The following is a 26,979-nucleotide window of genomic DNA, read 5'->3' as shown; positions in this document are numbered from 1 at the left end:
GGAGGCGTTCGATTTACGAGCGCTTCGCGCCCGGACGTAGCCTTCGGCAACTGCTACGGGCCTGGCTTTTCTCCTGACGGAACCTGAAAGTGATCAAACAAAAAAAAGTCCAGTGGCCCTGGCACGTATTGACCGTGCTGGTGCTCATCGGTCTGGCGGGCGCGTTGTATTACGCCACCTCTCTGATGTCCTACGAATGGCGCTGGAACCGCGTGCCGCAGTACTTCGCCTATCAAGCGGAAGAAGCCCAGCGGGCGGCTGAGCACTCGACCATCATCGAGCTGGTGCGCAAAGGCGACACTGCCGAAGTCGTGCTGCGGGGCGAGGATGGCAAAGAACAACGGGTCAGCGTTGCTGACAACAGCCTGCAATGGGTCGAAGGCGACGAGGTCGATGAAGGCGATGTCATTGGCGTTAACCGTCATTGGGCCGCAGGACCGCTGCTGTGGGGCTTGTGGACCACCGTTTGGCTGTCGCTGGTGTCTGGCGTATTGGGTTTGATCATCGGGCTGGCCACAGGCCTGTGCCGACTGTCGAATAACCCGACCCTGCGCGACCTTTCGACGTTGTACGTCGAACTGGTACGGGGCACACCGCTGCTGGTACAGATTTTCATCTTCTACTTCTTTATTGGCACTGTACTTAACCTGTCCCGCGAATTTGCCGGTATTGCCGCGCTGTCGTTGTTCACCGGTGCGTACGTGGCCGAAATCATTCGCTCGGGCGTGCAGTCCATCGCCCGGGGGCAAAACGAAGCGGCCCGCTCGCTGGGCCTTAACGGCAGCCAGTCGATGCGCTATGTGGTGTTACCGCAAGCGTTCAAGCGGGTGTTGCCGCCGTTGGCCGGGCAATTTATCAGCCTGGTCAAGGACACCTCGCTGGTGTCTGTGATTGCCATTACCGAGCTGCTCAAAAGTGGCCGTGAGGTCATCACCACCTCGTTTTCGCCGTTCGAAATCCTGTTCTGCGTAGCGGGTCTGTACCTGTTGATCAACCTGCCGCTGTCGCATTTCGCCAGCCGGCTTGAGCGGAGGCTCGCGCAAAGTGATTGAAGTTCATGAACTGGTAAAAGTCTTCGACACCCGCGGCCACATCGTTCGCGCTGTGGACAACGTCAGCACCACTGTTGCCCAGGGCGAAGTCCTGGTGGTGATCGGCCCGTCGGGCTCTGGCAAGTCGACCTTTCTGCGTTGCCTCAACGGCCTGGAAGATTTTGACTCCGGCTCCGTCAGCATTGACGGTCTGGACCTGGCCAACCCTAAAACCGATGTGAATGCCTATCGGCGTGAAGTCGGCATGGTGTTCCAGCATTTCAACCTGTTCCCGCACATGACCGTGCTGGAAAACCTGTGCCTGGCGCAAAAGGTTGTACGCAAGCGTGGCAAGGCCGAGCGTGAAGCCAAGGCCCGTGCACTGCTGGACAAGGTGGGTATCGGGCAGAAGGCCAACGAGTACCCGTCGCGCCTCTCGGGCGGCCAGCAACAGCGGGTGGCGATTGCCCGTGCGTTGGCGATGGAGCCCAAGGTGATGTTGTTTGACGAACCCACCTCGGCGCTTGATCCGGAAATGGTCGGCGAAGTGCTGGACGTGATGAAGACCCTGGCCCGCGAAGGCATGACCATGGTCTGCGTGACCCACGAAATGGGCTTTGCCCGAGAAGTGGCGAACCGCGTGTTGTTCTTCGACCATGGCAAGCTGCTGGAAGACTCCGCCCCGGAAGACTTCTTCAACTCGCCTAAAGACCTGCGCGCCCAGGCGTTTTTGCGTCAGGTGCTGTAGTTCCGAAAGTGTGGGAGCGGGCTTGTTCGCGATGGCAGCGACTCAATCGCGAGCAAGCCCGCTCCCACAACAAGCCCGCTACCACACAGGGTTGCGAGGCTGTTAAACCTTGAACCGCCCAACCAATGCCTGCAGATGTGTGCCCAGCCGCGCCAGTTCAACGCTGGACGCTGCTGTCTCTTCGCTCGCGGCAGCGGTCTGCTCTGACACGTCACGCACATTCAATACGCTGCGGTTAATCTCATCGGCCACCGCGCTTTGCTGCTCGGCCGCGGCCGCAATTTGCTGGTTCATGCCCTGAATCGTAGACACCGTGCGGGTGATGTTGCCCAGTGACTCGCCTGCACGGCGGGTCAGCTCAACACTGTTGTCCGTCAGGGCACGGCTATTGTCCATGCTGCTGGACACTTGCTGGGTGCCGCTTTGCAGACCGGCAATCAACTCTTCGATTTCTTCTGTGGATTTTTGTGTGCGCTGCGCCAGGCTTCGCACCTCGTCAGCCACGACCGCAAAACCACGACCTGCCTCACCGGCTCGTGCCGCTTCGATGGCGGCGTTGAGGGCCAGCAGGTTGGTCTGCTGCGCGACGGACTTGATCACGTCCAGCACGCTGCCAATCTTGTCGCTTTCGCGCTTCAGATGGCCCATCGCATCGGTGGAGTGACCGACTTCAATGGCCAGCTTCTCGATCTGGGCGATGGCTTGCGCGACCACGTTGTCGCCCTCGCGGGCCTGCTGGTCAGCAGCGACTGCGGCTTCAGAGGCTTCTTCAGCATTGCGCGCCACCTCTTGGACGGTCGCGGCCATTTCGTGCATGGCGGTGGCGACCTGATCGGTTTCGACTTTCTGGCTGTTAACCCCTGCGCTGGTTTGCTCGGTGACCGCCGAGAGTTCTTCGGCAGCGCTGGCTATTTGTGTCACGCCATCGCTGATCCCGCCAATCAACTCGCGCAGGCCCGCAGTCATTCGCTGTATGGCTTGCTGTAGCTGGCCCAGTTCGTCGCGGCGCTCGGTTGGGTGGTCGTGGGTCAGGTCGCCTGCCGCGATCCGCTCAACGGTCTTGAGCGTGCGTTGCAGCGGGATCACGATCTGGCGGGTAATAACCCAGGCGGCGATCATTCCCAGCACCAGTGCCAGCAGTGCGCAACTGATCAGCAGGGTGGTGGCCTGGCGGCTTTCGTTGTTGCGCTTGACCGTTTGCAGACCCGAGAGCTTTTGGCTCTGCTCGATCAGAGCATCCCCCTGCTGGTGCATGCGCTCTACCGCTTGATCTGCACCCTGGGAGCCTTGAATCAGGTCGGCGAAGGCACGCTTGTACTCGGCCACGGCGTTGAGTTGCTGCTCGACCAGGGTCAGGTCTTCGGGGGATACCAACTGTTGGTGCGACAACTCCAGAGCGTTATCCAGTTCGGTCAGTTGTCGGGTGACCTCGGCCAGGGTTTTTCCTCGGGGTGACGCTCGTATTCAAGACGAGCAATACGCAGGTCCTTGGTCAGCCCGATGATCTTCGAGATATTGGCCAGCTTGTCACCCCGGTCTATCACCGAGACCAGGCCATTCCAGCCCGTTGCGGCAATCAGCAAGGTCAGCACCAGTACCAGCCCGAAGCCCAGGCTGAGTTTGCGTTTGACGCTTATATTGCCGAGCAATTGGGCCAGCCAACGGTACATGGTGATACTCCTTTGCTGACCGAGTTGTGTACTGGTCGTTATGGGTTATCAGGGCATCGGCGCGCCGGGGGAGAACTGAAGGGCAGAGGTTGAATGTGTGACGAACGTCGCAGGTGCTACCCCTGTGGGAGCGGGCTTGCTCGCGATGCAAACGACGCGGTATGTCTGAGCTACCCCGTTGATGCCATCGCGAGCAAGCCCGCTCCCACAAGTTTGGCCGTTAGAACAACCGGGCGAGCAGGGCGGTGACGGCGGTTTCGACCCGCAGGATGCGCGCACCCAGTTGCACCGGTTGCAGGCCTGCCTTGGCCAGCAAGTCGATTTCGTAAGGGATCCATCCACCTTCCGGGCCGATGCCCAGGGTGACCGCTTCATCCAGTCCGCGCGGGCAGGCCGGGTAATCCCCCGGATGACCAACCAGGCCCAGCGTGCCTTCGACCAATGCCGGCAAGCGGTCTTCAACAAACGGCTTGAAGCGTTTTTCGATAATGACTTCGGGCAAGACGCTGTCCCGTGATTGTTCCAGCCCCAGGATCAACTGCTCACGAATCGCCTCCGGCTCCAGAAACGGTGTCTGCCAGAAGCTTTTTTCTACCCGGTAACTGTTGACCAAAATGACCTTGGGCACACCCATCGAGGCCACGGTTTGCAGCACCCGGCGCAGCATTTTCGGGCGCGGCAGGGCCAGCAACAGAGTCAGGGGCAGTTTGGCCGGGGGCGGCTGGTCAAGGCTGTGGATCACCAGTTCGGCTTCTTTGGCCTCCAGGCGCACCAGTTCGGCGTTGCCCATCAGCCCGCCGATACGGCCGACTCGCAGGCTGTCGCCGACAGTGGCACGGTGAACTTCCTGCATATGAGTCAGGCGTCGATCGCGCAGGATCACGCGGTCGGCGGCAATGAAATCAGCCTCTTCGAGGAGCAGCAGGTTCACGCTTGCGGCGCTGGCGGTTGGGCGTCGCTGTCAGCCGATGGCTCGTCCGGGTCTTCGCCGCGCTTGTTCTTGCTGACCAGGCTGCCAAACAGAATGCCGATTTCAAACAGCATCCACATCGGGATCGCCAGCAGGGTTTGCGAGAAGATGTCGGGCGGGGTCAGGATCATGCCGACCACGAAGCAGCCGATGATCACGTACGGGCGGATTTTGCGCAGATATTGCACGTCGACGATGCCGATCCACACCAGCAGCACCACGGCCACCGGGATTTCAAAGGCTACGCCAAAGGCAAAAAACAGGGTCATGACGAAATCAAGGTAGCTGCTGATATCGGTCATCATCGCGACGCCTTGCGGAGTGGCTGCAGCGAAGAACTTGAACACCAGCGGGAACACCAGAAAGTAGGCGAAGGCCATGCCGGCGTAAAACAGAAAGATGCTGGAGACCAGCAATGGCACGGCAATGCGCTTTTCGTGCTTGTACAGACCGGGTGCGATAAAGCCCCAGATCTGGTGCAGGATCACCGGAATCGCAATAAACAGCGACACCATCATGGTCAGCTTGAGCGGGGTGAGGAACGGTGAGGCCACGTCGGTGGCGATCATCGTCGCGCCTGCCGGCAGGTATTCACGCAGCGGCGTGGAGACCAGGGTGTAGATCTGCTGGGTAAAGGCGAACAACCCGGCAAAGATGATGAAAATCGCCGCGATGCAGCGCAACAGGCGGGTGCGCAGCTCGGTGAGATGCGAAACCAGCGGCATTGGCTGGTCGTGTTCAGGCTTATCGCTCATGCGCTTAAGGGGCTCGCGGTGGCAGAGTGGGGTCGTGTGGCGCTGCCGGTTGAGGCGCAGGGTCGGACGCGGTTTTGCTCAGGCTCACGGGCGCGGGGGTCGCCGGCTCGACGGTCGCTGTGGTGGCAGGCGGTGCGGTCGGCGTTGACGGCTTAACGGCGTCCTGCAGCGGAGCCAGAATCTTCTTGGCTTGCTCTTCCATCGACAGGATATGTTCGTTGTGCAGCTGCCGACGAATTTCGTCAGCGCCGATTTCACGTTCAACTTCCTGTTTGATCGCGTTAAAACTACGTTTCAAGCGCCCGACCCACAGGCCCGCCGTTCGCGCGGCACCCGGCAAGCGCTCGGGGCCGAGCACCAGCAGGGCCACCAGGCCAACGAGCAGCAGTTCACTGAAGCTGATACCGAACATTAGTTTTGGCTCACACGTCTTTGCGGGTCGGCTCTTCGACTTTCTGCGCCTGCACGTCGATGGTGTGCGGCTCGTTCAGGGTCGAAGTGGTGTGTGGCTGCGGCGCGGCGGTTGGTTGCGCAGGCGGAACCACAGGCTCGGCTGGTTTTTCGTCGTCGTTCATGGCTTTGCGAAAGCCCTTGATCGATTCGCCGACATCGGTGCCCAGGTTTTTCAGTTTTTTGGTGCCGAAGACGAGGACTACGACTACCAGAATGACGATCCAGTGTTTCCAGTCAAAAATGCCCATGATGTGATCCTTAACAAAGTGATTTAGGCGGACGGCCGTGAGGCTTTTTCCACGTGGCCAGAGGTTCCGATACGACGCTCCAGTTCATCCAGTACGGCCTGAGGGTGCTGCCCTAACTGGGCCAGCATGATCATGCTGTGGAACCAGAGATCGGCTGTTTCGTAGATCACATCGCTGCAATCACCGCTGATGGCGGCGTCTTTGGCGGCGATGATGGTTTCGATCGACTCTTCGCCGACTTTTTCCAGGATCTTGTTCAGACCCTTGTGGTACAGGCTGGCGACATAGGAGCTGTCGGGGGTTGCGCCTTTGCGCGCTTCGAGCACTTGGGCTACGCGGCTCAAGGTGTCAGTCATGGGAGTGCCCTGCGTGGTAAATGGCGTGGGGATCTTTGAGCACCGGGTCGACGGTCTTCCACTCGGCATTTTCGTATACGCGGTAGAAGCAGCTCTGGCGGCCGGTATGGCAGGCGATGCCACCGATTTGCTCAACCATCAGGATGATCACATCGGCATCACAGTCCAGGCGCATCTCATGCAGTTTTTGCACGTGGCCGGACTCTTCGCCCTTGCGCCACAGCTTGCCACGGGAACGTGACCAGTAAATGGCACGGTTCTCTTGCGCCGTCAGGCTCAGTGCCTCGCGGTTCATCCAGGCCATCATCAATACGCGCCCGGTTTTGTGGTCTTGGGCAATCGCCGGCACCAGGCCGTCGCTGTCCCATTTGATCTCGTCCAGCCAGTCTTTCATGTTCGACTCCGACAACCTGCCTCAACCCTGTGGCTGAGGCCTGGTGATTTCACAGTTTGCCAGCCTCACCGAGAGCTGGCTATCGGCGCACGATCAGATACAAGCCCACGGCGATCATGATTCCAGCTGGCCAATAGCCCGCAGTGTGCAGCGGTCCGATACTGGCGAGCAAGGCGCCTGCGGCCAAATGTCCGGCGCCAATCAGGCGCAGGAACCAGCCGTCGCGGGATTCGCGAACGATCAATGGCTGGTTGTTGGCGTGGGGTTGCGACATGCGCTCCAGCAGGTCGCGGGTCATGCCGGCCAGATGCGGGATCTGCTCGACCTGACTGTGCAGGTTGCGCAGCAGGGTCTTGGGGCTCACGCGCTCACGCATCCAGCGCTCAAGGAACGGCTGGGCGGTGCTCCACAGATCGAGGTCGGGGTACAGTTGTCGCCCCAGGCCTTCGATATTGAGCAGGGTTTTTTGCAGCAACACTAACTGCGGCTGAACTTCCATATTGAAGCGTCGAGCCGTCTGGAACAGGCGCATCAGTACCTGTCCAAAAGATATTTCCTTGAGCGGTTTTTCGAAGATCGGCTCGCACACGGTACGAATGGCCGCTTCAAACTCGTTGAGTTTGGTGTGGGCCGGCACCCAGCCAGAATCGATGTGCAACTGCGCCACGCGACGGTAATCACGCTTGAAAAAAGCAAACAGGTTGCGCGCCAGGTAGTCCTGGTCCTCGGGGGTCAGGCTACCGACGATCCCGCAGTCGATGGCGATGTATTGCGGGGCCCACGGGTTGACGGTGCTGACGAAGATGTTGCCGGGGTGCATGTCCGCGTGGAAGAAACTGTCACGGAACACCTGGGTGAAGAAAATTTCGACCCCGCGCTCGGCCAGCATCTTCATGTCGGTGCGTTGATCTGCAAGCGCTTGCAAGTCGGTGACTTGAATCCCGTAGATACGCTCCATCACCAGCACTTTGGGGCGGCACCAGTCCCAGTAGATTTGCGGGACGTACATCAGGGGCGAGCCTTCGAAGTTGCGCTTGAGCTGACTGGCGTTCGCCGCCTCGCGTAACAGGTCGAGTTCGTCGTAAATAGTTTTTTCGTAGTCCGTAACCACGTCCACCGGGTGCAGCAGCCGTGCATCAGCGCTCAGGCGCTCGGCGGTGCGGGCCAGAATAAACAGCCAGGCCAGGTCAGAGCCGATGATCGGCTTGAGGCCTGGACGCACGACCTTGACCACCACTTCTTCGCCGGTCTTGAGCTTGGCCGAGTGAACCTGGGCCACTGAGGCCGAAGCCAGCGGCTGGATGTCGAAACGGCTGAACACTTCGCTGATCTTGGCGCCCAGCTGTTCTTCGATCAGTTTGACTGCCAGTTGCGGGTCAAATGGCGGTACGCGGTCTTGCAGCAGCATCAGCTCATCGGCGATGTCGGCGGGCAGCAGGTCGCGACGGGTAGAAAGGATCTGGCCGAACTTGATGAAAATCGGTCCCAAATCCTGCAGCGCCAGGCGCAGGGCCGCACCACGGCTGAGCTCCAGTTTTTTGCGCGGGAACCAGCGCCACGGCAGCGCGTAGCGCAGGGACAGCATCCACCACGGCAAGGGCAGGGCGAACAGCAGGTCATCCAGCCGGTAGCGAATGACGACGCGCTGGATACGAAACAAACGGCGTATGGCTAGCAGCTTCATGCGTTATCGCTGGAATTGAGGGATCGGGAAAGGCGCTCACAACGTGCCTCCAGCCGATCCAGGTCGAGTTTGATTTGGTCGAGTTCGTCAAAGCGGGCTTGCGCTTCACGTTCGCCGACCAAGGTACGGGCTTCTTCGCTCAGGTATTCGGCCAGATTCTGATTCAGGCTGGCGAATCCTTGCTGATACCAGTTGGCGCGGCTGCGCAGGTGACCACTGATCAACGCTGTGGCAACCGGCCCTATCCAGTTCGAGAGTTCGTACTCCCAATCGAGTTCCAGGTCTTGCAGCACTGCCGCCAGCTCCATGAGCACCGCGCTGTCGCCTTCAAGCTCGACTTCAGGGCTGTGCAAGATGGTGCTTTTGTCCTTGCTCAAGGCAAGGCGCAGCAAGCTTGTGGCTGGTGCTCGCAAGGTGCAGTCGGGTTCGGCCGCCCATTGGGTAGCCAGCAGCAGGCCTTCATCGCTGGGCAGAATAAACAGCCGCAGCGATGGGTTTGGGCAATCGACGGCAATCAATTTGCCGGTCAAGGGCCGCAAACGCGCCATGGCCGTGCTGTCCAGCCGCAAAACGCGGTTAATGCCGCTTTCGACGCCTGCGAGAAGGCCGCGCAGCAACATCAGGGCTTGATGCCGCGGTGCAGTGCGACGATGCCGGAGGTCATGTTGTGATAGGTCACGCGGTCAAAACCGGCCTCGACCATCATCGACTTCAGCGTCTCCTGGTTAGGGTGCATGCGGATCGACTCTGCCAGGTAGCGATAGCTTTCCGGGTCGTTGAGGATCAACTTGCCTACCATCGGCATGAAGGCAAACGAGTAAGCGTCGTAGACCTTGGACATCAGCGCGTTGGTCGGCTTGGAGAACTCCAGCACCAACAGGCGGCCGCCTGGCTTGAGCACGCGCAGCATGGAGCGCAGGGCGTCTTCTTTATGGGTCACGTTGCGCAGGCCGAAGGCGATGGTCACGCAATCGAAGTAGTTGTCCGGGAACGGCAGCTTTTCAGCGTCGGCCTGAACGAACTCAATATTGCCGGCCACGCCCTTGTCCAGCAGGCGGTCACGGCCAACCTTGAGCATGGAAGCGTTGATGTCGGCCAGCACCACTTGGCCGGTCGGACCTACCAGGTGGGAAAACTTGCGAGCCAGGTCACCGGTACCGCCGGCAATGTCCAGCACCTTGTTACCAGGGCGAACGCCGGACAACTCGATGGTGAAGCGCTTCCACAGACGGTGCATGCCGCCCGACAGAACGTCGTTCATCAGGTCATATTTGCCGGCTACAGAGTGGAAAACCTCGGCGACTTTCTCGGCCTTTTGGCTTTCCGGTACGTTTTTGAAGCCGAAGTGAGTGGTGGGTTCGGCATCGCTGCCTTTGCGCTGATCAGTCATATCGCTGTCACCAAAAGAGAATGCTGGCCATTCTAATCCCGGTGGCCGGCTTTGTCTTGGCGAGGGTGAATGTATAGTGGCGGCTTTATTTATCAGGAGCGACGCCATGGCGCGTATCAGCGTTGAACGTACCCATAGCCTGGGCCTTGAGGCCGCACGTGAAAAAGCTCAGCCACTGGTCGAGAAGCTGGCCAGTCAGTACGGCCTGACACCGACATGGGTGGGAGACACCGTAAAGCTCAAGCGCTCTGGAGTGAACGGTACCCTGCAAATCAGTGAAAGCAACGTCAAGGTTGATGTGGAGTTGGGGCTGCTGATGTCGGCGATGAGCGGCATGATCCAGTCAGAAATCGAACGGTCGCTGGACAAAGCCCTGTCGTGATCGTCACCGCCTCCCCGTCGTGATGTGCTCCGGCGGGTGGGTGCTGGACTCCGCAGGCACAAGACTTTTTAGTGTAAGAATGTTCTAAATGCTGCCCGGTATTAGTTTGCGAAGTTTAAGCGAATTTTTTTTGTGGTTGATATAGAAGATTTTTTTATGTGCTGAGTTGCTTTTGCTGTTTTGGATTTATACAGGCTTTTACCTATTGTTGTTTTTATTAACATGAACAATAAGGTATTCCAGCATGACGTATCACGTGTGTTCCATCTCTTATAAAACAACGCTACCGGATGCCGTAATGGCGGAAAGGGTCAAGCGTGTTGCACAGTCTTTTGCATCTTCGCGAGGCTATGAAGTTGTCGCCGGCTCTGAGGGTGAACGCTATGTACTGCAAACGGCGTGTTCGCAACGAACGGGGTTTGTGACCGTCAGCCCAGGCTTGGTTCAGTTCTTTGTGTATGTGTTTGGTGCGCAAGAAGTGCTCGCTGAAGCCCATGCCGTAGAGGCTGAAATGGCAGCGTTGATGAACGGGGAGTTCAACGACTCGGAGCAGATTCCGGGAACGCTGTTAAAGCCCTTTAGAGCAGTGAAAGACATAGAGTTTCCTGATATCGATGAAGCCCTGCTTAAATTCGATTTATTCGAAGGGCTACCGGGTGCAATTAAACTCGGTTAGTAGGGCGCTAAACGGTGGTGCTCACCTTGAAACAAGCCGGTTTAACGTCTAAACCTGATGCAGGTGAGCACCTTTGTTCATCTTGATGATTCGACGATCCTGCTCACTGACGTCGCGACTAAACATTAAGGGGAACACGATGGCTGCTAAAAAACCGACGACCAAAGAAAACCACTCATGGGTAGGCAAGGTTGAAGAGTACTCACGCAAAATCTGGCTGGCAGGTTTGGGTGTGTATTCGAAGATAGATACCGATGGTAGCAAGTTGTTTGACACCCTGGTCAAGGATGGCGAAAAAGCTGAAAAGCTGGCCAAGGACGCGGGCCACAAAGTCGCCGAGGGTGTAAAGGCGTCGACGTCATCCGCCCGCTCCCGGGTTGAAGATGTTAAGGACTTGGCTTTGGAGAAATGGAGCGAGTTTGAAGAGGCTTTTGATAAGCGTCTTAATAGTGCCATCACCCGTTTGGGTGTGCCCAGCCGTGAAGAGGTCAAAGCCCTGCATGCCAAGGTTGAGACCCTGACCAAACATATTGAGAAGCTGACTGCGGCAGCGGTCAAAGTCACGGCCACCAAGGCTGCGGCTGCGAGCAAACCTGCTCCGGCAAAACCTGTGGTAAAGGCTGCGGTAAAACCAGCGGTTGCGAAATCAACGGCAAAACCTGTGGCAAAACCTGCTGTAAAAGTGGCTGCCAAGCCAACCGCCAAGCCCGCTGCAAAAGCTGTCGCCAAGCCTGCTGCCAAGGCACCTGCGGCGGCTAGCAAACCGGCACCTGCCAAAGCTGCAACCGCCAAGCCGGCAGCGGCCAAGCCCGTCGCCAAAAAGCCTGCTGCCAAAAAGCCCGCAGCGGCTGCTAAAACCCCTGCGGTTGAGACGGCGGCAACTACACCCACAACGTCTGCTTGATTCTGTAGCCGCTGACGAGCCGCGCGAAACTTCAACCGTGGGAGCGAGCCTGCTCGCGAAGATCATTCGCGAGCAGGCTCGCTCCCACGGGGGCTGGTAACAGGGCATCCACTGCAGCGTTTACAGCATCAGTTTGACCACCGATACCGCCGGATCGCGGGACTTGCCGGCTTTTTCCAGTTCTTGCAGGTAATCCGCCCATAGGTCTTGCTGACGTACACCGAGCTGATAGAGGTATTCCCAGGTAAAGAGCCCGCTGTCGTGTCCGTCATCGAAGGTCAGTTTTAGCGCGTATTGGCCTGCGGGCTCGATTTTGGTCAAGCCAACATTGATTTTGCCAAACTGCAGAATCGGATTGCCGTGACCCTGTACCTCGGCGGACGGGGAGTGCACGCGCAAAAATTCGGCAGGCAGGTGGTGCTCTTCGCCGGACGGGTATTTGAGCGTGAGGGTTTTGGAGGCTTTGTGCAGGTTGATGGCACTGGGGAGCATGGTCATAACCTTCTGTCATTGCACACACGCAGTAGCCGCTGCTGCAGGCGGCGATCGCCATTAGAGTTGGCGCAAGATCCGGAGATCGTTGAAGGCTTTCGCCTTATCGCAGCCTGCAGCAGCGGCTACAGGTGTTCGGCTTACAAGATGTAGCGCGAGAGGTCTTCGTTCTCGGCCAGTTCGCCCAGATGGCTGTTCACGTATTCAGCGTCGATGCGAATAGGCTCGTCTTTCTGCGCGCTGGCGATATCACCGGCACTGAAAGACACCTCTTCGAGCAAGCGCTCAAGCAGCGTGTGCAGACGACGAGCACCGATATTTTCGGTTTTTTCGTTCACTTGCCAGGCAATTTCCGCCAGGCGCTTGATGCCTTCTGGCAAGAACTCGATGTTCAGGCCTTCGGTTTTCAGCAACTCGCGGTACTGCTCGGTCAACGAAGCGTGTGGCTCGCTGAGAATGCGCTCGAAGTCGCCAGGGGTCAGGGCCTTGAGCTCGACACGAATCGGCAGGCGGCCTTGTAACTCAGGTACCAGATCGCTTGGCTTGCTCAGGTGGAATGCACCAGAAGCGATAAACAGGATGTGGTCGGTTTTGACCATGCCCAGCTTGGTATTGACGGTGCAACCTTCGATCAGTGGCAGCAGGTCTCGCTGAACACCTTCGCGGGATACATCGGCGCCGCCGACATTGCCGCGTTTGGCAACCTTGTCGATCTCGTCGATAAACACAATGCCGTGCTGCTCGACAGCTTCGAGCGCCTTGGCCTTGAGTTCTTCGTCATTGACCAGACGGCCGGCTTCTTCGTCACGCACCATTTTCAGTGCTTCTTTGACTTTCAGCTTGCGATTCTTGCGCTTGCCTTTGCCCATGTTGGCAAACAGGCTTTGCAGCTGGTTGGTCATTTCTTCCATGCCTGGCGGCGCGGAAATATCGACGCCGGCAATGTCGGCAACTTCGATTTCGATCTCTTTGTCGTCCAGCTGACCTTCACGCAGACGCTTGCGGAACAGCTGGCGGGTGTTGGAGTCCTGCGGTACGGCGGCTTCTTCGCCGAACGTACGGGCAGGCGGCAACAGAGCGTCGAGGATGCGTTCTTCGGCGGCATCTTCAGCGCGGTGGCGAACCTTTACGATTTCCTGTTCGCGCAGCAGCTTGATCGCAGCGTCAGCCAGATCACGGATGATCGACTCGACGTCACGGCCTACATAGCCGACTTCAGTGAACTTGGTGGCTTCAACCTTGATGAACGGTGCGTTGGCCAGTTTGGCCAGGCGACGGGCGATCTCGGTTTTACCGACACCTGTCGGGCCGATCATCAAAATGTTTTTTGGCGTCACTTCAACGCGCAGCTCTTCGGGCAGTTGCATCCGGCGCCAGCGGTTACGCAGCGCAATGGCGACGGCGCGTTTGGCGTCGTCCTGGCCGATGATGTGGCGATTGAGTTCGTGGACAATTTCGCGGGGAGTCATGGACATGGTAGTTGGCGTTCCTCTAGCTAAAGTAAGGTTCACAAACGGGCTGGGATACCAGCCCGGCAGACGTCTTATTCAGCGAGGTCCTGCTCCTCAATAGTGATGTTGTGGTTGGTGAACACGCAGATGTCGCCAGCTATACCGAGCGCTGTTTCCGCGATTTCGCGGGCTGACAGATCGGTTTTCATCAGCAGGGCACGGGCCGCGGCCTGGGCAAATGCACCGCCCGAACCCATTGCGATCAAGCCATCTTCGGGCTCAACCACGTCACCGTTGCCGGTGATGATCAACGAAGCGTCTTTGTTGGCAACTGCCAGCATGGCTTCCAGTCGGCTCAGCGAGCGGTCGGTACGCCATTCTTTGGCCAACTCGACAGCGGCGCGAACCAGATGGCCTTGATGTTTTTCAAGTTGGCCTTCAAAACGTTCGAACAGAGTAAATGCGTCAGCGGTAGCCCCGGCGAAACCGGCGATTACCTGGCCGTGATAAAGGCGGCGGACTTTTTTCGCGTTGCCTTTCATCACGGTATTGCCAAGAGAAACCTGGCCGTCGCCAGCCATAACGACTTTGCCGTGGCGGCGTACTGAAACGATGGTGGTCAAGGGAGAGTCTCCACGCAGCGGGGCGAAAATGCCTGATGGAAATACATATGGGGGTTGTAGCGGATTTTTCAACAGCGGGGAGGGAATGGGGATTAATGGGGGGCAGGATTTTGCGAAGGTATTGTGGGAGCGAGCCTGCTCGCGATGACACCAGCGCGATTCAGCAGGAAAACCGCAGTGTCGGCATCGCGAGCAGGCTCGCTCCCACAGGGTTCAAAAACCTGTGGGAGCGATCTCGAATCAGCGTCGCTGTTGCAGCAGCAGGTTGTTGAATCCGCCACTGGCCAATTGTTTTTGGGCCACCGTCAACTGGTCGCGGTTGCTGAACGGGCCGACCAGCACCCGGTACCAGGTTTCGTCTTTTACCGTGCCGGCTTCAACCGTAGCGGTCTGGCCCAGCAGGATGATTTGCGCCCGCACCTTTTCAGCATCGGCCTGTTTGCGGAACGAGCCCGCTTGCAGGAAGAACTTGGTGACCGGCGCCGCCTTGGCGACAGGCGGCGCAGGAGGCGGTGTGATACCGCTCAGGGCTGCCTGGGCACGTGCGGTGTCGATTTTTGCAGCTTCAGCAGGCGTGACCGGTGCCAGCGGCGCGGTTTGCGGCGTTGGCAGGGTTTTCTCGGGTACGGCTTCTGGCGGCACGATCACTTCAGATTCGGGCAGCAAGGTATAGAAGTCGTACTTGGGCTTGGCCGGCTGAGTCGGGCTGGGCGCTGTTTTGTTGGCTTCAGCGGCTTTCGTGGCTTTTAGCTGCTCTTGCTTGACCCGTTTGACGTCGTCGCCCTGGCCAGGCTCAAGCTTCATCAAAAACACGATAAATGCGCCCACGGTCAGGCCGATGGCCATCCATAGCCAGCCCGGAATCGGCTTTTTAGCGGGTGCCTGATATCGACTGGCGCCGCGCTTGGGTGCAGGTTTTTTCTTGGCGGCCAACTTACATGCGCTCCAGAGTTTCCAGGCCCAGCAGTTCCAGGCCTTGCTTTAGGGTACGGCCCGCCAGAGCAGCCAGGCGCAAGCGGCTTTGTTTTTGAGCTTCGTTTTCAGCGCTCAGGATCGGGCAGTTCTCGTAGAAGCTGGAGAACAGGCCGGCCACTTCGTACAGGTAGGTGCAAAGGGTGTGCGGGGTGCCTTTTTCAGCAACGTTGTTCAGCACTTCACCGAACTGTGCCAGCTTGGCCGCCAACTCATGCTCTTGCGCCGCCTCAAGCACGATCTTGCCCTGCACTTCTTCGAAGCGTTTGCCCAGTTTGCGGAATACACCCGCGACACGGGTGTAGGCATACAGCAGGTAAGGTGCGGTATTGCCTTCAAAGTTCAACATCAGGTCGAAGTTGAAGCTGTAGTCGCTGGTGCGGTGCTTGGACAGGTCTGCGTATTTCACCGCGCCAATGCCGACGACTTTGGCGATGGCACGCAGCTCGTCTTCCGCCAGCTCCGGGTTTTTCTCTTTGACCAGCGTGTAGGCACGCTCTTTGGCTTCGTTGAGCAGGTCGACCAGTTTTACCGTGCCGCCATCACGGGTCTTGAAGGGGCGGCCATCGGCGCCGTTCATGGTGCCGAAGCCCATGTGTTCCATTTCCATCGGGTGGGTGATGAAACCGGCCTTGCGGGCAACGGCAAACACTTGCTGGAAGTGCAGGGCCTGACGCTGGTCGACGAAGTACAGGGCGCGATCAGCTTTCAATACGCCGCTGCGGTAGCGGATGGCTGCCAGGTCGGTCGTCGCGTAGAGATAACCACCGTCTGCCTTAACGATGATGACTGGCAGCGGCTCGCCGTCGGCATTTTTGAACTCGTCGAGGAATACGCACTGGGCGCCATTGCTCTCAACCAGCATGCCTTTGGCCTTGAGGTCGTTGACCACGTTGATCAGGTCGTGGTTGTAGGCGCTTTCGCCCATCACGTCGGCCATGGTCAGTTTCACGTTCAACTGCTCGTAGATTTTCTGGCAGTGCGACAGCGAGATGTCCTTGAACTTGGTCCACAGCGCCAGGCAGTCCGGGTCGCCAGCTTGCAGCTTGACCACCAGGCCGCGGGCGCGATCGGCAAACTCCGGGGACTCGTCGAAACGCTGTTTGGCGGCGCGGTAGAAGTTCTCGAGGTCAGACAGCTCTTCGCTGGTGATCGGGTTCTCTTCCAGGTAGGCCATCAGCATGCCGAACTGGGTGCCCCAGTCGCCCACGTGGTTTTGACGAATCACGTCATCGCCCAGGAACTCCAGCACTCGGGCCACGCCGTCGCCAATGATGGTGGAGCGCAAGTGGCCCACGTGCATCTCTTTGGCCAGGTTGGGTGCCGACATGTCGACCACGGTACGCATGGCCGGGGTCGCTTTGCGCACGCCGATTTTCGGGTCGGCCAGGGCGGCGTCCAGGCGCGAAGCCAGGGCCTGGGTGTTCTGGAAGAAGTTCAGGAAACCGGGGCCTGCAATCTCGGTCTTGCTGATTTGCTCATCGGCCGGCAATGCCGCGATGATTTTCTCAGCCAGGTCGCGGGGCTTCATGCCCGCAGGCTTGGCCAGCATCATGGCGATGTTACTGGCGAAGTCGCCGTGGGTTTTGTCACGGGCGTTTTCCACCTGAATCGCTGGCGTCAGGCCTTCAGGCAACACACCTTCTGTGACGAGTTGAGCTAGGGCTTGTTGAATCAGCTGGCGAATGGTGTCTTTCATGGTCTTCTCTTTCGACCGCAAGCGCGGTAGCGCTTCAGTGCGCAGGTGGAAAAACTGGGTATTATCCGTTGCCAGACCGCCCTTGCCAACCTTGGCAGCCGGGTTATGGATATGTGGTGTACGGTTATTCCCTAATATTCTCCAAATCTGTGGGAGCGGGCTTGCTCGCGATAGCATCATCGCGGTCTTCCAGAGACAGCGCGTCGTCTGCATCGCGAGCAAGCCCGCTCCCACAGGGGATATTGGGTGCCTTAGTAAAGGTCTACCGGGTCAACGTCGAGCGACCAGCGAACCTGGCGACCGCTGGGCATTTGTTCAAGGGCCAGCAGCCATTGGCTGAGCAGTCGATGCAGCGGTCCCCGGGCGTTGGCTTGCAGTAGCAACTGGGCGCGGTAGCGTCCGGCGCGGCGCTCCATCGGTGCGGGCACCGGGCCAAGCAGTTCGATGCCGCTCAGGTTCAACTCGGCCAGCAGGCGCTCAGCCTCGGTGCAGGCCTCATCCAGAAAACCTTCCGCTTGCCCGGGCTTATGGGCTTCGGCACGCAGTAGCGCCAAATGTGCGAAAGGCGGCAGCCCCGCAGCCCGGCGCTCGCTCAAGGCCTGTTCGGCGAAGGCGAAGTAACCCTGCTCGGTCAATTGGATCAGCAGGGGATGGTCGGCCAGATGGGTCTGGATAATCACCTTGCCGGGTTCTTCGGCGCGGCCGGCACGGCCTGCAACCTGAACGATCAACTGTGCCATGCGCTCGCTGGCGCGGAAATCACCGGAGAACAGGCCGCCATCGGCATCCAGAATCGAGACCAGCGTCACCCGTGGGAAGTGATGGCCTTTGGCAAGCATTTGCGTGCCGATCAGAATGCACGGCTGGCCCTTTTGAATCGTGGCAAATAATTGGTTCATCGCGTCTTTGCGCGAGGTGCTGTCGCGGTCGACCCGCAACACGGGGTAATCGGGAAACAAGATCCCCAACCGCTCTTCGGCACGTTCAGTCCCAGCGCCTACCGGGCGTAAATCAACCTTGCTGCATTGCGGGCAGTTGCGTGGCACGCGCTCGACATAGCCGCAGTGATGGCAGCGCAGCTCGCCAGAACGCTGATGAACGGTCATGCGCGCATCGCAACGTTGGCACTCAGACATCCAGCCGCAGTCGTGGCACAACAGCGTGGGGGCAAAGCCGCGACGGTTCAGAAACACCAACACTTGTTGGCCAGCAGCGAGGGTCTGACCGATGGCTTGTTGCATGGGGCCGGATATCCCGCTGTCCAATGGCCGGCTTTTAACATCCAGGCGCAGGAAGCGCGGTTGTTTGGCTCCGCCAGCGCGCTCGTTCAGGCGCAGCAGGCCGTAACGGCCGGTGTAGGCGTTATGCAGGCTTTCGAGGGAAGGCGTCGCGGAGCCCAGTACGATCGGGATGTTTTCCTGTCGGGCTCGGACCAGTGCCAGGTCTCGGGCGTGATAGCGCAAACCTTCTTGCTGTTTATAAGAGCCGTCATGTTCTTCATCGATGATGATCAACCCTGGGTTTTTCATCGGTGTGAACAGTGCAGAGCGGGTACCAATAATAATGTCGGCCTCGCCATCCCGTGCGGCCAGCCAGCTTTCGAGGCGCTCACGGTCGTTGACCGCCGAATGCACCAGGGCGATGCGCGCATTGAAGCGCTGCTCGAAGCGGGCCAGGGTTTGCGGGCCAAGGTTGATTTCAGGGATCAACACCAGCGCCTGCTTGCCCGCCTGCAGGGTTTCGCGGATCAGTTGCAAATACACTTCGGTCTTGCCGCTACCGGTCACCCCGGCCAGCAAGAAGGCGTGAAAGTGATCGAAACCTGCACGAATGGCTTCGTAGGCAGCACGTTGTTCGTTGTTGAGCGGCAGTTCGGGTTGGGCCAGCCAATGTTCGTGGCGCTCGCTGGGCGCGTGACGTCGAATTTCAACGGTGACCAACTCTTTTGCCAGCAGCAGGTCGAGACTGTCCTTGCTCAGCATTAATTTGCTTAACAGCTGATGTGCCACGCCGTGAGGGTGCTGGGCGAGGGTGGCTAGGGCTTCACGCTGGCGCGGTGCGCGAGCGATGCGCGGGTCGTCCATTTTGGCCCCTGGGGCGATCTGCCAGAACCGCTCCTGGCGGGTTTCAGCCAGTTCGCCCTGGCGCAGCAGTACCGGCAGTGCCCAGCTCAAGGTGTCGCCCAGGCTGTGTTGATAATACTGAGAGGTCCACACGCACAGCTTGAATAAGGAAGCCGGAAGCGGTGGCACAGCGTCGAGCAGGGCAATGGCCGGTTTAAGCTTGTCGGCCGGTACTTCGCTGTGATCCACCACTTCGACCAGAATGCCGATCATCTCGCGTCGCCCAAACGGTACCCGCAAGCGCATGCCCGGTTGTAATAGACTGCGCAGCACGCCAGCAGGCGCCCGGTAATCAAACAGGCGGCGCAAGGGGGAAGGCAGGGCAAGGCGCAAAATGGCGTCGGGCACGCGGGGCTCTCAAGTGATGAACGGCAAAGATGGCCCGGAGCCTAGCAGACAAAGCCCTGCGGGACTAAAACGCGGGGCACTGAAAGATGAATGATTTTTGGTGGAGCATGCTTGGCCGCTTGCGTCAATGCAAAGGTCTGGTATTATCGGCGCCCTAAATTTACGTGCGGTATTCAACAATGGTGTTGAGTGGCGGCACGCTAGCCCGAGGAATACCCCATGAAAGCCGATATCCATCCAGCGTACGAAACAATCCTGGTAACTTGCAGCTGCGGCAACAAGTTCGAAACTCGTTCGAACCTGTGCAAGCCACTGGGCACTGACGTATGCAACGAGTGCCACCCGTTCTACACCGGTAAGCAGAAGACTCTGGACATTGGCGGTCGTGTTGATCGCTTCAAGACTCGTTTTGGTGCTTTCGGCGCTAAAGCAGCAGCTCCAGCAGCAGAAGCAGAAAAAGCAGCCGAGTAAGGCTGATGACCTTGAGCAGCCTTTTTGGTCTGGTCAGGTTATTGAAAAAGGCGTCCCTTGCGGGCGCCTTTTTTGTGCCTGCGATTTGGTTGGCAAGCGCTTCGGCCGCGCCGCTTTGCCCGGCACCGGGTGCGGTTTCGTACGCGTTGGTGGATCGTGTGTCCGATGGCGATACGCTGCGCCTTGAGGACGGACGCAGCGTGCGTATGATCGGTCTCAATGCGCCTGAGACGGGTAAAAAAGGCCAGTCCGCCGAACCCTTTGCTGACGCTGCACGCAAGCGGTTGCAAACGCTGGTGGCGAAGAGTGATGGTCGCGTCGGGCTACTGACAGGCAAGCAGGCTCAAGACCGTTATGGGCGCACTCTGGCCCATGTGTTTGGTGCCGATGGCAGTAATCTTGAAGCCCAATTGCTGGCAGAAGGCTTGGGGTATCAGGTCGCGATAGCGCCCAATGTCGCGCTGCTGGATTGTCAGCAAGCGGCCGAAAGCAGTGCGCGGGCAGCAGGTCTGGGCCTCTGGCGACAATCGCCGGTGCTGGCGCCGCAGCAAATCACCCGTTCGGGCTTTGCCCTGGTGGGCGGCAAGGTCAGTCAGGTGCAGCGAAATCGCGGTGGCCTTTGGATCGATCTGCAAGGCGGTTTGGTAGTGCACATTGCACCCAATCAACTGGCCAATTTCGACCAGGACAGCCTTGCCAGTCTGCAAGGTGCGCAGGTTGAGGCCCGGGGCTGGGTGCTGGATCGCTCACGGCGTGGAGGGCTTAAATCAGGCCAGGCACGCTGGATGTTGTCGTTGACTCATCCGGGGATGTTGAAAGTAGCGGCGCATTAAAAATTGTAGACAATTTTTAATGCGGATTGTGAACACTCTAGCCCTTGTGGGGCGCGGCTCTTGGGCCAAAGTCGTAAGGCAAAGCCCTTGACACTGCTGACTGGTCAGTCTTGTCGGGACTTTGCGACACGCGTATGCTCGGCGATTCGTCTGTCCAACAGCAAAAAAAGCGGAATGCCCACATGTCTGATTTGAAAACCGCCGCTCTCGAATACCATGCCCAGCCCCGTCCAGGGAAACTGAGTGTCGAGCTCACCAAACCTACCGCTACAGCCCGCGATCTAGCGCTGGCTTACAGCCCGGGTGTTGCCGAACCAGTCCGCGAAATCGCCCGCGACCCTGAACTTGCCTACAAATACACTGGCAAAGGCAACCTGGTAGCCGTGATTTCCGATGGCACCGCTATTCTGGGCTTGGGTAACCTCGGCCCATTGGCCTCCAAGCCTGTTATGGAAGGCAAAGGCGTGTTGTTCAAGCGCTTTGCCGGTATCGATGTATTCGACATCGAAGTTGACTCCGAAAGCCCACAGGCTTTCATCGACACCGTAAAACGCATCTCCATCACCTTCGGCGGCATCAACCTCGAAGACATCAAGGCACCTGAGTGCTTTGAGATCGAACGTGCTCTGATCGAGCAGTGCGATATTCCTGTATTCCACGATGACCAGCACGGCACCGCTATCGTGACCGCGGCCGGCATGATCAACGCCCTGGAAATCGCGGGCAAGACCCTGTCTGACGCCAAGATCGTTTGCCTGGGCGCCGGTGCAGCAGCCATCTCCTGCATGAAGTTGCTGGTGAGCATGGGTGCAACCATCGAAAACATCTACATGATCGACCGCACCGGCGTGATCCACTCCGGTCGTGACGATCTGAACCAGTACAAGGCGGTCTTCGCCCACGCAACCGAGAAGCGCACTCTGGCTGACGCCATGAACGGCGCAGACGTGTTCGTTGGCTTGTCGGGCCCCAACTTGCTGAGCGCTGAAGACCTGCTGCGCATGGCGCCTAACCCGATCGTGTTCGCATGCTCGAACCCTGATCCGGAAATCTCGCCGGAACTGGCTCACGCCACTCGTGACGACGTGATCATGGCCACTGGCCGTTCGGACTATCCGAACCAGGTCAACAACGTACTGGGCTTCCCGTTCATCTTCCGTGGTGCCCTGGACGTTCGCGCCAAGCGCATCAACGAAGAAATGAAAATCGCAGCGGCCAATGCTCTTCGTGAACTGGCCAAACTGCCAGTGCCACAAGAAGTGTGTGACGCCTACGGCGGTATCAAGCTGGAATTCGGTCGTGAGTACATCATTCCGAAACCAATGGACGTTCGCCTGATCACCCTGATCTCCGATGCTGTGGCTAAAGCTGCCATCGAGACCGGTGTAGCAACTCTGCCATACCCGAAGAACTACCCGCTCAAAAGCGTAGATGACGTCTTCAACGGCTAAGCCCGTTTAGCGTCACAACTTAAGCCCCGGCGCTGTAAAGCACCGGGGCTTTTTGGTTTCTGCAGCGCAAGATCTTGCAATGAGTGCGTAGGAAAACGGGATAAATCCGTACACTAAATAGGAATTATCTTACATAAAACCCTGCTGCCATCCGTTAGCGTCACTCCTTTGTTCTGAAGGGTGCTTTGTTCTGAAGTGTGCCTTCTGTGTCTATAGGAACCACGGATGCTCACTCCCTCGCGCCAGAAAAGTAAAAGCAGGACCCGTTTTCAATTAATTGACGAGCGAGGTGCAGGCGAACCCTATGCAGGGTTGGCCTATGAAGTTGTAGATCAGGAAGGAAGGAAGTACGGCGGCCATCTGGATGCCGCTGGAGCCGGTGAAGTTGGTAATCATCTTGTAGGGCCTGTTACCGTCATGTTCAGGCAGTTATATAGCGGTCGCAGTGAAATGTATGTGCGGCTAATGGATCGCACACATTACCCCCTCAAAATCACCGAGCTTCAGGTCAGGGCCGAGCACACCCGATTTCTCAATGAAAACGGCGCTCGCACTCAGCAAAAACCGCTCTGTATCGACACCTGTACCGATTACTTACAGGTCGAAGTTCGACATCTTGTCGAGCATGTTTCGCACTTGCCACCCGTGGTTGATTGCCACTATCCCCATCAGGGCGGCACGCTCGGCGTATCCCTGGCTGACGGTCGTCATACCTTGCTGGAAGTTCGCCCCTTGCGCGCCCTGTGCCCGCTGCTGTCTACCGATCCACAGTTTTGCGCGCTTAATCTCTACCAATTGGCATTGATGGCCACGTTGAGCAATTGTCCTTTTGAACACCCCGCAGGCAAGTCCCGAGTGACCACGCCCTGTGCGGAGTTGAGCATGGGGGACTGGGAGGTCAGCCCGGAGCAATCCAAGTCCTATTACCCCTTGTATGAGGACGTTGCGTACTCCAGGCGATTGGAAACGGTGCCATTCGATCCTGTGCTGTACCCGGTCAATGACCCTGTTTGCGGGGCAGATCAGCAGACCCCTGCCGATGTTCATTTTCGCGGCGACATTCGTTTTGGTGCAAAAGGTACAAACGCACAAGCGTATGTGACTCATAACGAAAAAGTCATCTTGATTGCTGTTCGAGGTACCAGTTCGTGGGCTGACCTCTTGCAGGATGCTGATGTGCTTCAAGTGCCGTTTGAGGAAGGTGAGGGCAAAGTGCATGGCGGTTTTTACGAGGCTGCCAGGCAGGTTTTTGAGCTTGCTGATGCTTACCTGGACAAGTTCTACGCAGGGCAAAAAGTATTGGTCTGCGGTCACAGCCAGGGTGGGGCAATTGGTTTGATTCTTTCGCAAATGCTGCGTTTGCGAAGGGCATGCGAGGTGCAGCTCTACACGTATGGTGCCCCTCGCGCAGCGGATGCGGCCTTCGTCAATGCGGCCAAGGGGCTGGTGCATCAGCGCATGGTCAATCATCGCGACCCGATTCCCAGTGTACCTGGCAGCTGGATGAACAGCCCGTTGTCAGCATATCGCGCGGGATCTGTGCTCAGCTTCACGAATGTTCCTGCAGGTTTTGGGGTGTTTGTGGCGGGCCTGAACCAATTGCTTGGTGAGCCTTACCAGCATCATGGAACCTTGCGTCACTTCATGCCGGTAGAGTTTGGGCAGGGACAAGTGTCGCATCTGATGTGGGAACCATTGAGCGATACCGTCAGCCAGCATGCTGTGAGCCAAGCGGTGCTTGAGCAAAAAAGTGCCGTGCCAGTATCAGACGGGTTGCTCAAGCAACTGGTCGACGTTGGCCAGCAGTTCATGGTGGACAGTTACATCCCGAGTTGCTGGGCCGTTTTGCGCCGAAACCAGCAAGCATTGAAAGCCCGTTGTTCGCTGGTAACGGAGCGAGAAGTGCTGTTTGTGGATCAGGCGTTTGAACACATCGCACAACAGCTGCGAGTTAAATACCGCGAGGAAATGACCCGTGTGGACAGCGTATTTGAAGAGCAGGTACGGGTCATGAATCTGTTGATGCGCGAGATGGACAATGTCCACAAAACCCGTGAGCGGCTATACCAGTTGAGGTTCAAGGTGCCCAGCCGGGGGGAGGTGTATGGCGGGCTTGCGCAGCACTGCGATGTCCTGTCTGAAAGCCTGGCGCGCTGGGAGGCTCACGGCGAGAGCACCCGTATCGATCAGTTGGCCATGGCGCCGGTTGAAGAAATGTTCGACGGGACTGAGCCCTTGCAGTACATGCTCGCCTGAGTGCCGTGAGGCAGCAGCAAGCGGCAAGTGCCTACTTGCTGCTTGCTGCTGACTTCGTCAGAAGAGATCGATTGGAGCCCCGTCATCAGCCGGCAGCGGACTGCCCGGCGCTACGCCGTTGCCCAGCTCGCTGTTGGTCGGCGGTGTGTCTTCGCTCTTGAACAGCTCGAAGTAGGCGCCAGGCGTTCCTGGAGAGGCAATACGGCCACTTAAAGGGTCAATTCGCAAGCTGAGGATGCCTTCCGGTTCAGGCTGCGTATGAGCAGGCTTGCCTTTGAGCGCGCCACTCATATAAGTCATCCAGATCGGCAGGGCTACGGTGCCGCCATATTCGCGACGACCGAGGCTTTCGGGTTGGTCAAAGCCGGTCCATACCGTGGTCACGTAGTCGGCGTTGTAGCCTGAGAACCATGCATCCTTGGACTCGTTGGTTGTACCGGTTTTACCCGAAAGATCGGTGCGACCCAGCGCCAGGGCGCGGCGGCCGGTACCGAGCTTGATCACGTCCTGCAACATGCTGGTGAGAATGTAGGTGGTGCGGCCGTCGACAATACGTTCGGCCACGGCTTGCGTCTCGACAGTCGGCAGGCCGGGTGCGGCGTTGATGGTGTCGATGGTCAGCGCTTCAGCTTCTGGCGGTACGTCTTTGCCGGCGGCTTTGGGCACGCTGGGCGGGTTGGCCACGAACAGGGTCTCGGCGTTGCGGCTTTCGATCTTGTCGATCAGATAGGGCGTGATTTTGTAACCGCCGTTGGCGAACGTGCTCCAGCCCGTGGCGATCTCCATGGGTGTCAAGGTTGCAGTGCCCAAGGCCAGCGACAGGTTGCGCGGCAGGTCCTGCTTGTTGAAACCAAACTTGCTGATGTAGTCGATGGTGCGGTCGACACCCAGGCTTTGCAGCAGGCGAATCGAGACCAGGTTGCGAGATTTGTACAGCGCCTCTCGCACGCGAATCGGGCCGAGGAAGGTGTTGGTGTCGTTCTTCGGACGCCAGACCTTGTCCAGGTATTCATCGACAAACACGATCGGTGCGTCGTTCACCAGAGTGGCGGCGGTGTAGCCGTTATCCAGCGCGGCACTGTAAATGAAAGGCTTGAAGCTCGAACCGGGCTGGCGTTTGGCTTGCATCGCACGGTTGTAGTTGCTCTGCTCGAAGGCAAAGCCTCCCACCAGTGAGCGGATAGCGCCGTTGTTCGGGTCTAGGGATACCAGTGCACCTTGCACGGTAGGGACCTGGCTGAACTTGTAGCTGCCATCAGTTTGCGGCTGTACGCGAATGAGGTCGCCGACCTGTGCGACATCCGAGGGCTGCTTGGGCATTGGGCCCATGCTGTTGGTATTAAGGAACTTGCGCGCCCATTTCATGGTGTTCCACGAAACGTGAACTTCGCCGGTGCGGGTCAGCACTTGCAGGCCGTCCTTGTCGACCTGAGTCACGATCGCAGGTTCCAGGCCGCTAATCGCCCGTTGCTTGGCCAGTTCCTGAGTCCAGACGGCCAGGGTCTTGCCCGGAAGGCGCGACTCGGGGCCGCGATAGCCGTGGCGCTGGTCATAAGCGATCAGGCCTTCGTGAACCGCAGTATTGGCGAGCTCCTGAAGGTCGCTGGGTACCGTTGTTGTTACGCGAAAACCTTCAGTGTAAGCCTCGCTGCCGTAGCGCCCGACCATTTCGGCCCGAGCCATTTCAGCGATGTAAGGCGCGCTGACTTCCGGGGTTGGCACGTGGTAGCTGGCGTTGACGGGCTCTGCGATGGCGGCTTCGTAGCTGGCCTGATCAATCTTGCCCAGCTTGTACATGCGGCCCAGGATCCAGTCGCGGCGTTCTTTGCTGCGTACCGAGTTGGCCAGCGGGTTAAAGCGCGAAGGGGCTTTGGGCAGGCCTGCAATCATAGCCATCTGCGCCAGGCTCAGGTCGCGGATCGACTTGCCGTAGTAGACCTGCGCAGCGGCTTCAATGCCGTAAGCACGGTTGCCCAGGTAAATCTTGTTCACATACAGCTCAAGGATTTCATCCTTGGTCAGCTCGCGTTCGATTTCCAGCGCCAACAGAATTTCGTTGGTTTTGCGTGAAAAGCTCCGCTCGCTGGACAGGAAATAGTTCTTCGCCACCTGCATCGTGATGGTGCTACCACCTGATTGTATGTGTCCGCTTTTTACCAGCTGGGTAGCGGCACGCATCAGGCTACTGGGATCGACCCCGTAATGATTGGCGAAGTTGTCATCTTCTGCAGAAAGCAGGGCATTGATGAAATTGGGCGGAATGTCGGCGAACTTGATCGGTGAGCGGCGCATTTCGCCAAACTCTGCGATCAACTTTCCGTCGCTGGTATAGACCCGTAAAGGAATCTGCAACTGGATGCTTCTCAACGACTCTACGGACGGCAAGCCAGGACTAAGATAGAGAAACGCGCCGCTCAACACGAGCAACAGCCCGCAGAACACAGCAACGAAAGACCACCCGAAAAACTTCAGCAGACGAATCAAGGCTTTTGGATTTCCAGATTAAGAAATGGGTTTGCACGTCAGGGTAGTGCGCAGCTGCGCCGGGTCGACGATACGGAAAAAAACGCCCGGCATTATAAGCATTTTTCGCTCATGG

General features: G+C 58.3%; 26 protein-coding genes and 1 pseudogene. 9 read left to right on the top strand and 18 right to left on the bottom strand.

Annotation, left to right across the window (positions count from 1 at the left end; translation table 11 throughout):
• Positions 1-92 precede the first annotated feature (92 nt).
• Both RGV06_RS13130 and RGV06_RS13125 read left to right on the top strand, forming a co-directional pair.
• Positions 93-1,052, top strand: a complete 960-nt coding sequence (locus tag RGV06_RS13130) for an amino acid ABC transporter permease (RefSeq protein ID WP_401015707.1) — start codon at positions 93-95, stop codon at positions 1,050-1,052.
• Positions 1,045-1,779 carry an amino acid ABC transporter ATP-binding protein gene (locus RGV06_RS13125; RefSeq protein ID WP_019825237.1) on the top strand — a complete coding sequence of 245 codons (735 nt, stop codon included), beginning with the start codon at positions 1,045-1,047 and terminating at the stop codon, positions 1,777-1,779. The genes RGV06_RS13130 and RGV06_RS13125 overlap by 8 nt, the downstream gene beginning before the upstream one ends.
• 102 nt (positions 1,780-1,881) lie before the next feature.
• On the opposite strand, the pseudogene RGV06_RS13120 reads toward RGV06_RS13125, so the two are convergent.
• The 11 genes and pseudogenes from RGV06_RS13120 to ubiE form a co-directional block, all read right to left on the bottom strand.
• Positions 1,882-2,985 (bottom strand): annotated as a pseudogene (locus tag RGV06_RS13120) (methyl-accepting chemotaxis protein); the annotation flags it as partial.
• Between the two features lie 206 nt (positions 2,986-3,191).
• The gene (locus tag RGV06_RS25795; RefSeq protein ID WP_416194559.1) at positions 3,192-3,449 is read right to left on the bottom strand and encodes a hypothetical protein; all 258 of its coding nucleotides are present in this window, start codon (positions 3,447-3,449) and stop codon (positions 3,192-3,194) included.
• A gap of 220 nt (positions 3,450-3,669) precedes the next feature.
• Positions 3,670-4,380: a 16S rRNA (uracil(1498)-N(3))-methyltransferase gene (locus RGV06_RS13110; RefSeq protein ID WP_019825240.1), complete on the bottom strand. Its 711-nt coding sequence runs from the start codon at positions 4,378-4,380 to the stop codon at positions 3,670-3,672.
• A complete protein-coding gene (gene tatC / locus RGV06_RS13105; RefSeq protein WP_019825241.1) occupies positions 4,377-5,174 on the bottom strand; it encodes a twin-arginine translocase subunit TatC in 798 nt (265 codons plus the stop codon). Before tatC ends, RGV06_RS13110 begins: the two co-directional genes overlap by 4 nt.
• 4 nt (positions 5,175-5,178) lie before the next feature.
• Positions 5,179-5,586, bottom strand: a complete 408-nt coding sequence (gene tatB, locus RGV06_RS13100; RefSeq protein ID WP_019825243.1) for a Sec-independent protein translocase protein TatB — start codon at positions 5,584-5,586, stop codon at positions 5,179-5,181.
• Between the two features lie 10 nt (positions 5,587-5,596).
• Complete coding sequence (locus RGV06_RS13095; protein ID WP_019825245.1) at positions 5,597-5,875, bottom strand: twin-arginine translocase TatA/TatE family subunit; 279 nt, start codon at positions 5,873-5,875, stop codon at positions 5,597-5,599.
• A 23-nt stretch (positions 5,876-5,898) separates the two neighbouring features.
• Positions 5,899-6,231 (bottom strand): phosphoribosyl-ATP diphosphatase, encoded by a 333-nt coding sequence (locus tag RGV06_RS13090; protein WP_016783168.1) that lies wholly within the window; start codon positions 6,229-6,231, stop codon positions 5,899-5,901.
• Entirely contained in the window at positions 6,224-6,625 is a 402-nt protein-coding gene (gene hisI / locus RGV06_RS13085) for a phosphoribosyl-AMP cyclohydrolase (RefSeq protein WP_019825247.1), read from the bottom strand. Before hisI ends, RGV06_RS13090 begins: the two co-directional genes overlap by 8 nt.
• A gap of 79 nt (positions 6,626-6,704) precedes the next feature.
• Complete coding sequence (gene ubiB, locus RGV06_RS13080) at positions 6,705-8,309, bottom strand: ubiquinone biosynthesis regulatory protein kinase UbiB (protein ID WP_019825248.1); 1,605 nt, start codon at positions 8,307-8,309, stop codon at positions 6,705-6,707.
• Positions 8,306-8,929, bottom strand: a complete 624-nt coding sequence (locus tag RGV06_RS13075; protein ID WP_019825249.1) for a ubiquinone biosynthesis accessory factor UbiJ — start codon at positions 8,927-8,929, stop codon at positions 8,306-8,308. The genes ubiB and RGV06_RS13075 overlap by 4 nt, the downstream gene beginning before the upstream one ends.
• A complete protein-coding gene (gene ubiE, locus RGV06_RS13070; RefSeq protein WP_019825250.1) occupies positions 8,929-9,699 on the bottom strand; it encodes a bifunctional demethylmenaquinone methyltransferase/2-methoxy-6-polyprenyl-1,4-benzoquinol methylase UbiE in 771 nt (256 codons plus the stop codon). Before ubiE ends, RGV06_RS13075 begins: the two co-directional genes overlap by 1 nt.
• Positions 9,700-9,805: 106 nt before the next feature.
• Between ubiE and RGV06_RS13065 the strand changes: the two genes are divergently transcribed.
• The 3 genes from RGV06_RS13065 (at position 9,806) to RGV06_RS13055 (ending at position 11,661) form a co-directional block, all read left to right on the top strand.
• Positions 9,806-10,081 carry a polyhydroxyalkanoic acid system family protein gene (locus RGV06_RS13065; RefSeq protein WP_019825251.1) on the top strand — a complete coding sequence of 92 codons (276 nt, stop codon included), beginning with the start codon at positions 9,806-9,808 and terminating at the stop codon, positions 10,079-10,081.
• Between the two features lie 244 nt (positions 10,082-10,325).
• Complete coding sequence (locus RGV06_RS13060) at positions 10,326-10,757, top strand: hypothetical protein (protein ID WP_019825253.1); 432 nt, start codon at positions 10,326-10,328, stop codon at positions 10,755-10,757.
• A 139-nt stretch (positions 10,758-10,896) separates the two neighbouring features.
• On the top strand, positions 10,897-11,661 hold the full coding sequence (locus RGV06_RS13055; protein ID WP_322150159.1) for a phasin family protein: 765 nt from the start codon (positions 10,897-10,899) through the stop codon (positions 11,659-11,661).
• A 120-nt stretch (positions 11,662-11,781) separates the two neighbouring features.
• Here the strand turns inward: RGV06_RS13055 and RGV06_RS13050 are convergent, their stop codons facing one another.
• From RGV06_RS13050 to RGV06_RS13025, 6 genes are all read right to left on the bottom strand, one after another.
• Complete coding sequence (locus RGV06_RS13050; protein ID WP_019825255.1) at positions 11,782-12,159, bottom strand: gamma-butyrobetaine hydroxylase-like domain-containing protein; 378 nt, start codon at positions 12,157-12,159, stop codon at positions 11,782-11,784.
• 134 nt (positions 12,160-12,293) lie between these two features.
• Positions 12,294-13,628 (bottom strand): ATP-dependent protease ATPase subunit HslU, encoded by a 1,335-nt coding sequence (gene hslU, locus RGV06_RS13045; protein WP_019825257.1) that lies wholly within the window; start codon positions 13,626-13,628, stop codon positions 12,294-12,296.
• Positions 13,629-13,696: 68 nt separating this feature from the next.
• Positions 13,697-14,227, bottom strand: a complete 531-nt coding sequence (gene hslV / locus RGV06_RS13040; protein ID WP_003438754.1) for an ATP-dependent protease subunit HslV — start codon at positions 14,225-14,227, stop codon at positions 13,697-13,699.
• 240 nt (positions 14,228-14,467) lie between these two features.
• Positions 14,468-15,160, bottom strand: coding sequence for an SPOR domain-containing protein (locus RGV06_RS13035; protein ID WP_019825261.1), 693 nt, complete (start codon positions 15,158-15,160; stop codon positions 14,468-14,470).
• 1 nt (position 15,161) lies between these two features.
• Positions 15,162-16,898: an arginine--tRNA ligase gene (gene argS, locus RGV06_RS13030; RefSeq protein ID WP_322150158.1), complete on the bottom strand. Its 1,737-nt coding sequence runs from the start codon at positions 16,896-16,898 to the stop codon at positions 15,162-15,164.
• Between the two features lie 251 nt (positions 16,899-17,149).
• Positions 17,150-19,369: a primosomal protein N' gene (locus tag RGV06_RS13025; RefSeq protein WP_322150157.1), complete on the bottom strand. Its 2,220-nt coding sequence runs from the start codon at positions 19,367-19,369 to the stop codon at positions 17,150-17,152.
• Positions 19,370-19,588: 219 nt separating this feature from the next.
• Between RGV06_RS13025 and rpmE the strand changes: the two genes are divergently transcribed.
• The 4 genes from rpmE (at position 19,589) to RGV06_RS13005 (ending at position 24,380) form a co-directional block, all read left to right on the top strand.
• Entirely contained in the window at positions 19,589-19,840 is a 252-nt protein-coding gene (rpmE, locus tag RGV06_RS13020) for a 50S ribosomal protein L31 (protein WP_019825265.1), read from the top strand.
• A 5-nt stretch (positions 19,841-19,845) separates the two neighbouring features.
• Positions 19,846-20,673, top strand: a complete 828-nt coding sequence (locus RGV06_RS13015; protein WP_019825266.1) for a thermonuclease family protein — start codon at positions 19,846-19,848, stop codon at positions 20,671-20,673.
• Between the two features lie 182 nt (positions 20,674-20,855).
• Complete coding sequence (locus RGV06_RS13010; protein WP_019825268.1) at positions 20,856-22,124, top strand: malic enzyme-like NAD(P)-binding protein; 1,269 nt, start codon at positions 20,856-20,858, stop codon at positions 22,122-22,124.
• Between the two features lie 465 nt (positions 22,125-22,589).
• On the top strand, positions 22,590-24,380 hold the full coding sequence (locus RGV06_RS13005; protein WP_322150156.1) for a lipase family protein: 1,791 nt from the start codon (positions 22,590-22,592) through the stop codon (positions 24,378-24,380).
• 57 nt (positions 24,381-24,437) lie between these two features.
• Here RGV06_RS13005 and RGV06_RS13000 read toward each other — a convergent pair whose 3' ends face one another.
• Positions 24,438-26,861, bottom strand: coding sequence for a penicillin-binding protein 1A (locus RGV06_RS13000; protein WP_416194579.1), 2,424 nt, complete (start codon positions 26,859-26,861; stop codon positions 24,438-24,440).
• Positions 26,862-26,979: the final 118 nt, after the last annotated feature.

This window comes from Pseudomonas sp. CCI3.1, assembly GCF_034313985.1.
GTDB classification, from domain to species: domain Bacteria; phylum Pseudomonadota; class Gammaproteobacteria; order Pseudomonadales; family Pseudomonadaceae; genus Aquipseudomonas; species Aquipseudomonas psychrophila.
This window is presented reverse-complemented; position numbering and strand designations above follow the sequence as displayed.